Origin of the sequence: Candidatus Methylacidithermus pantelleriae (assembly GCF_905250085.1) — a bacterium.
Classification (GTDB): Bacteria; Verrucomicrobiota; Verrucomicrobiia; order Methylacidiphilales; family Methylacidiphilaceae; genus Methylacidithermus; species Methylacidithermus pantelleriae.
The window spans coordinates 1-7,194 of record NZ_CAJNOB010000043.1; the positions used below are offsets into that span (position 1 = coordinate 1).

Genomic DNA, 7,194 nt, shown 5'->3' on the forward strand with positions numbered 1-7,194 from the left:
TTTCGGTTTTCTTGTAAAAATTTTGCGAGGAAAACCGGGCGGATTCGAAAACTCTTGTGGCGTTGCTCGTGACACCTCCAAGGACGATTGGGGATCTAAGAAAGAACCTTGGTTTTTGATGGAGGAAAGAAAAAGCCCGTGGAAACTGGGAAGCGCTCACAGGAGAAGGGGCTTTCGCATGTCGCTTAAGCTTAGAGAGGCCAAGCTCCAAGAGCCATTGTCGGCATCTTCCCAAAAGATCGAGAGCTTTGGTTTGGCGACCGGAGTCAAGGGATCGAGGTGAAAGGCAATGCGGTTCGATAGGTGATTGCAGAAGGAGAATGGCGAGGCTTTAGGGATCGAGCCCGCCCGGAAAGCCGGGTGGCTTCTGCCCAGGAGGTATTGGCTGAGGTTCCAAAACGATCGCGCAAAAGGCCGATCTGGTCACAGCGGGGACGCCTGGTCGGTTGGGGCGCTTTCTCGGCTCCGAGCTCATCAATCCTTTGGAGTAGAGGGTCGGCCCTCGCGGGTGCTTCTGCTGCAAACGGAAAGAGATGGGCGGATCGCAGAAGAGGAAGCGATCGTTGGATGCTATCTTGTGCAGTGCCATTTCTCCCTGCCGGAAGCTTTCTCGGGAAAGCTCGTCACTCATTCTAAGCGATTCGCCGAGCTTTGAATTGGGCCTTTCCCGAGCTCAAAGGCTCCCGGGAAGTCTCTCCCGTGTATCCCTGCTGGGGGAGGCGACCCCAATCTGCAATTTGACCCGGCTCTTTTCCCTGGCCTGCGGGCTCACCGCCCGCCTCCCAAGCTCAATGGATCTCGAAAGGCTGCCAGAAAGAAGCCCCCTAAACCTTTCGTTGCCTTGAAGCGATCCTGCGTAGCGCGGGCTTTGTCCGAAGGCAAATTTTCGGGGCGAATGCTTTGCGAAATACCTAAAGAAGGAAACCGAGCTCCTCCAAAAAACTGGGCCTGCTTCCTCTTTTTTCTCACGGACCCAAGTGGAGCACGGAGACAGGACCAAACCCTTCAGTTGCCTGGCCACAGTCGATTACCTAACGAGTGTCAAAGTTAAGCTAATGCGTGGGCGACACGCATTTTCTTTCGGGAGATACCAAGGAGAACGCTGCCTTGCCCAGGAGTGGCTATTCGCGTTGGCAAGGATAACCGTGGATCAGCTCCGCACAGACGGCGTTAGCCTCTTGCCGTCCAGCATACCTGCCCCTTTACAAGGGGTTCTGCCAGCGCAACCGTTTTTTTGAACTTGGGGAGATGCGCTCGCAAGTTTGCGAGAGTGCTATGCCCGATATCCCAGGGTAGGATCGTTTGGCGGAACCAAGAGGGGGATGGGAAAAAGGGGGCTGTTCAGAGGCTGGTGTCGTCCAGAACATCCCCTCAATCGGGCCAGTCCCCTAGCCCCTATCCGCCAGGAAATCCAAGGGGGAGCCTGATTGCTCCAAACCGAAACGTGGGTGTAGGGAATGTGTCCACGGTTGAAACATGGAGGCTTTTGCAAAGCGCTAAGCCGAGGTTTTGAGTGGTTGCGTGGCCGTAGTTTTTCGGAAGGCGCTCTCGGGTGATCTTGGATGGGGAGAGAAGGAGAGAAAGCGCAAGATTGATTTTGGCAAAAAACACGGGGGGTAAGTGGGTAGAAGGCGTTTTCCTACGCTTTTGAGCGCGAGTGGAAAGGAATCGCGTTACCGGACCCAACGAAGGCCCCGGGGAATTCTTGTACTCTGGCCGGGCTACTGGGACTTTTGCCTCCAAAGAGGCTCTTCCTCTTCCAGCGGAAGGTGAGAACGACGCGACGCCGAACTGAGCCATGTTATATTGCTCAAGAGCGAAAGATAGCAAGCGAGCTATGGTAGCGGCAGGTTCTATTGGCTCCGGGCCCGTGGGCGAGGGAGAAACAAAACACGGATACCCATTTAGGTGAAAAGACCATGCGAAACGCGTTTCTTAATAAGCTTTTGCATCGGATTGAGCGGCTGGGACCTTCCGAAATTCAGACCTATCTTCAGCGCCTGGTGCGGGAAAAGGGGTTTTTAGAGACCATTTTTAACACTCTCCAGGAAGGGGTTTTGGTCGTGGACCGACAGGGAAAGGTCATTTATGGGAATCAAAGTGTCGAACGGCTGTTGGGTATCTCGCCGGAAGAGATCTTGGGAAAACCTGTCGAGCGCTACATTGACGGATTGGATTGGAAGGAGGTACTGGAGGGCGAAAAAATTGTCAGCCGGGACTTGGAGGTGCATTACCCCGAATCACGATACTTGACATTCTACGCCGTCCCCTTGGAGGGAGGAATGCAGAGCGGTTCGGCTTTTGTGGTGATCTTTCATGATATCACTGCGAGCCGGGAAAAAACCCTGGAAATGATTGAATGGGAAAAACTGGGAGCCCTTACGTTACTTGCGGCGGCTGTGGCGCATGAACTGGGTAACCCCCTCAATTCTCTCTCCATCCATGTGGAACTTTTGGCAAGGGACTTAGCGCGTCTGGGGATGGCCGAACACCCCGCCATCGCAGAATCCTTGCAAGTCATTCGTTCGGAAATGAGACGTTTAGACGCGATTTTGGAGCGTTTCCTTGGAGCCATTCGGCCAACGACTCCCAAGCTGGTACCGGTGCGTTTGGGAGAAATTTTGGAGCAAAGCGTGGAATTTTTCCGGCCTGAGCTAGAAGACCGAGAAATCACGTTGGAATGGGAGGTGGTACCGGATCTAGGGGTTGTCGTTCTGGGAGATCGCGATCGAATCAAGCAGGCTTTCTACAACGTAATCAAAAACGCCTTGGAAGCTATCGGGCGCAAGGGATGTCTTCGGATTGAGACGACATTGACCGAAACTCATTGTGTGGTGAGTTTTTCCGATACCGGTGGAGGGATTCCACCCGAACAGATGGGGCGTGTGTTTGAGCCTTATTTTACCACGAAGCCTGCTGGTACCGGGCTAGGGTTGCTGGTGGTTCGGCGTGTGATGCAGGAACACAAGGGGAAATTGGAACTCAAGAGTGAACTTGGGAAGGGCACGACCGTGCGGCTTTTTTTCCCTCTGGGAGAGAGGCGACTTCGAGCACTTCCCCTGCCTTCCCAGGAGTCTCATGGGGATGGCCATAAGAGGAAAGGTCTGTGCCAGAGCGAAGACAGGCCAGGAGACTAGCCAGGGTCTATGGACGTTTCGATGCCCATCATTCTTGTGGTCGACGACGAAAAGCATACTCGGGAGGGGCTCCGCCGGGCTCTTTCTGACAAATACGACGTGTATGTCGCACCAGACCTCGAATCAGCGTGGAACGTGCTCGACGCGCAGCCGGTGGACGTTGTGCTGGCCGACGTGCGGCTGGGGAGTCGCTCGGGCCTGGAACTTTTGGAAAAGCTTTCATCTCTTTCGCCAAAACCCATTTGCATCATGATGACCGCTTATGGGTCGGTCGATAACGCGGTCGAGGCGATGAAACGGGGAGCATACGATTACCTGACCAAACCCCTCAATTTGGAAAAACTTGAGCTTGTGATCGAACGAGCCCTGCGATCCCGGCGCCTGCAGGCGGAAAACGAAGAACTGCGGAGGGCACTGGACCTGCGTTATGGCCTGGAAGGGATTATCGCTAGTTCCCGAGCGATGCAACCTGTGCTAGAGAAAATCCGACAAGTGGCCGGCTCGCGGGCGACCGTTTTGCTTGAGGGAGAAAGCGGTACCGGAAAAGAGTTGGTTGCCCATGCGTTGCATCGCCTAAGCCCGCGCAAGGATGGGCCTTTTGTTCCGGTCCATTGTGCGGCCCTTTCCCCTCAACTTTTGGAAAGCGAGCTTTTCGGTCATGAGAAAGGAGCTTTTACAGGGGCGCTCGAGCGAAGGATTGGCCGGTTTGAACAAGCCCATCGGGGAACGATCTTTCTCGACGAGATTGGAGAGATTGATCTTTCCACTCAAGTAAAGCTTTTGCGAGTGCTGGGAGAACGAACCATTCAAAGAGTCGGTAGTAACCAGTCGATCCCTGTAGATGTTCGGGTCATTGCCGCAACGAACCGTAATCTGGAAAAGCTCGTTGCCGAAGGAAAATTCCGGGAGGACCTCTTTTTCCGGTTAAATGTGGTCCGGATTGAGCTTCCGCCTTTACGGGAGCGAAAGGAAGATCTTCCGCTCTTGATCCAGGCATTTATCCGGGAATTTTCGAGGGAAAACCAGAAAAAGATTACGGGCTTAACAGCGGCGGCTCAGGAAGTTCTCTTTCGCTACGATTGGCCTGGTAACGTTCGGGAACTCAAAATGGCCATTGAACATGGGGTTGTTCTTGCCCGGGGAGAAAAGATCGATGTATGCGATTTGCCGGAACGGATTGTCAGAGGGCCCTCTTTTGTTGCAAACCCAGATCCCTTTTCTTTGGGACACGGAGGAGAAGAGAACTTGAATCTTGTCGAGATGGAAAAGCGATTGATCCGGGCCGCTCTGGAACGTTGCCATGGGAACCGGACTAAGGCCGCGGAAAGGTTAGGGATTTCTCGCCGGACTCTTCACCGGAAAATGCTTGCTTATGGGCTTTCAGGGTAATGTTTGAAAAAGCTCCAGGGAAACCAAGGGTAGCTTTTTTCACTATTCCTCGGATAGATTCCGAGGATCTCCGGCGAGGAAATTTCCGGAAAGGGAAGTAGACCAATAGCTTCCATTCCGTGCCTGTGGGAGGAGACCAGGGAGCGGCTTTTGCTTTTGGCGTGCGATTTTTTGCTTCCCGAAGATACCGAAAAGGGCGGGGTCCAGAGCCCGGCTTAACGGTGGGGAAAGCTTGAAGCTTTCTCACTATATCGGCTGATTGACGCGGGCTCCTGAAGCGGGACGGCGAACCCAACTTCTAGTAGGAAATGACTACTCCCAGGTCCATTCGGGAAGGAGCTTCAAACCGGTTCACCCGATAGAGTTGAAAGCCCCAGTCAAATCGAATGTTAATATAGGGATCGATGGCATAGCGGATTCCGGGTCCGACGCCAGAAAGTGTGACATCCGGCCGCTCGCCGGGAAGGAGAAACGTGTTCATGGCAATACCATAGTCCCAGAAGCCCAGAAACTGTAGTTGATCCTTGGCTTCAGGGTAACCGAGAAGTTGCCCGAGGCTAATGGGAGGAGAGCGGAACTCTAAGTTTTGAATCCACCCGTTATCTCCTAAGGGAGCAACGTTGGGGAATTTCCTTGTGGGGGTGGGGAGCGTGTACGGATCGTAGCCTCGAACCGAGCCAAATCCCCCGAAGACCAGCTGCTCCAGGGGAATTAAGTTTGTGCTAGCCACCTGCCCGGTTTCTGTCAGTACGAGACTAAAGTCCCACGGGAGTTTCGTCACACGTTCCAACGTGAACCGTCCGTATCCAAATTCAGGGCTTGCCTGGTTCCGGTTGGCAAGGAAACTGGCCCGGTCGCCATGAGCAACCCAGTCTCCTGGGTTGTAGTATCCGGAAAGAACTAGGCTCGTACTTCCCCAGGGGTCAGGAAGCCCAGCTGCGTACGTGACCGACCATTCTGTTAGAGCGACGGGTCCACCGAAAACAAGGAAATCTCCAAAAAAGAGGTTGCTGGTAGATTCCTTATAGTCAAAACCCAGTGTAAGTTCCTGTTTGTAGTTTCCCCACTTAGGCAAAGGGATGGTATAACGTGGCCCCACTTGCCAGAGTTTAAAGTTCTGGCTAAAGTTCCGGTCAAGTACGACTCCCCCTTCTGCTTCGTATCCAGCAATGCTTAGAATGTGATGCCAGGGAAGAGGAAGAATATAGGAGCCAGAATACACGCGCAGCCCCAGGTCATGGTTCGTCGTAAACTGGAAATTTAATTGATCATCCAATCCAAAGGAAGGGTTAAACCAGTTAAACCCTCCAAAGTACTGGTCCCGGCCTAGTATAGGTATGCCGCCATCATTATATCCTCCATAGAAGCGCACGGGGAAACGGTCCTGAGCTACGAGCACTATGTCCGTTTTGCCCATTTCCTCGGTAGGAACGAGGGTTGCTGAGACTTTGCAGAGACTCGTTCGGTTGATCCAGTCCAGTTCATTGAGAAGCTCTTTGGTGCGGATGGGATCATCGGGCGCTAGAGAAACTTTTTGCTTTATGTCTTCTTGGCTTGTCCACCGGGCTCCAACCACTTTGACTTTTCCCACCCTTGCTTCCGTCACCACCATTTGCAGGATTCCTTGGCGAGTGTCTTGCCCTTCTGGAACAGCGATTTGGGCCACTACCCGGCCCTCTTTCCCATACACAGCACGGATACGCGCTCCGATTTCTTCCAACGTCTGGCTGGTTACCGGCTTTCCAAGGAAAGGAGCCAATTGAGCCGAAAGCGAAGAGCGTTCCAAAAGGGGCAGACCAACATATCGCACGCCATGAAAAGGACTAGGACTGGCCTCCAGAAATTTTATGTCGCACAGGAGAATCAATCCCTGCAGCTTCGGAATATAAAAGACGGGTGAGCTTACCAGAGGTGTTTTTTTCTCTTCCCTGAGTTCAGCTTGGGGGGCGCGTTCAGGAGGCTTTTGGGGAGCGTAGCGTTCGAGTCCCTGACCGGAAAGAGTAAAGGGTACAAAAAGGAGCGCGGCCAAAAGCCATCGTACCTCCCTTCGGAGACACAAAGGCAAGGATGGCACTCCTGGGAACTCCCTTATGGAAGGCCTGCTGTCCATCTTGTCAGACCCGAACGCAGACCTTCGGGGAATGTCATCGCAAGCAATGCGTACCACCCTCCCCGTCCTCTAGGCTCCTGCTTCGGGACTTTTTCTTCCGGTGCCGGTAATCCTTGGCAAAAGGGCTTTACTCGTCAACGCCTTTTTCAGAAAACCGGGCGGTTGGGACCTCAAAGCCCAGCTTCCTAGAATTGGCTTCGGGAGCGACGGATCTGCATAAGGCAGTGACGTGATTACCCCACAAGGTGCCATAGAGCCACCAAAGCAAAAGGGGAGCGCCGTGGGTTCTTTGCGAAGGACACCCCTCGGTCTCCTTCGCTTGTGTGATGATTGAAAACTGCCCCATAAGCTCCTGATTTACCCTTGGGGAAGCGGTAAGGCAAAGCTCCCGTCAGTTCTCTAGCTTACCTTCCACACGGTGTTGGAAGGTCAGTTACTGTAGCCGAACGAGTGAATGGTTTCGTCCCGCCTAGGTGATCCACTTGGGCCCGAGAGAAAAAAGAGGAAGCTAGCCCAGTTTTTGGAGTGGCTCGTTTCCTTCTTTAGGGATTTGGCAAA

3 protein-coding genes are annotated in these 7,194 nt (G+C 53.4%); 2 read left to right on the top strand and 1 reads right to left on the bottom strand.

Annotated elements, in window-relative coordinates:
• Positions 1-1,919 precede the first annotated feature (1,919 nt).
• Together KK925_RS08415 and KK925_RS08420 are read left to right on the top strand one after the other, a co-directional pair.
• Positions 1,920-3,137, top strand: a complete 1,218-nt coding sequence (locus KK925_RS08415) for a sensor histidine kinase (protein WP_174583514.1) — start codon at positions 1,920-1,922, stop codon at positions 3,135-3,137.
• 9 nt (positions 3,138-3,146) lie between these two features.
• Positions 3,147-4,526, top strand: coding sequence for a sigma-54-dependent transcriptional regulator (locus KK925_RS08420; RefSeq protein ID WP_174583515.1), 1,380 nt, complete (start codon positions 3,147-3,149; stop codon positions 4,524-4,526).
• Positions 4,527-4,824: 298 nt separating this feature from the next.
• Here the strand turns inward: KK925_RS08420 and KK925_RS08425 are convergent, their stop codons facing one another.
• Positions 4,825-6,600: a ShlB/FhaC/HecB family hemolysin secretion/activation protein gene (locus tag KK925_RS08425; RefSeq protein WP_174583516.1), complete on the bottom strand. Its 1,776-nt coding sequence runs from the start codon at positions 6,598-6,600 to the stop codon at positions 4,825-4,827.
• Positions 6,601-7,194 lie beyond the last annotated feature (594 nt).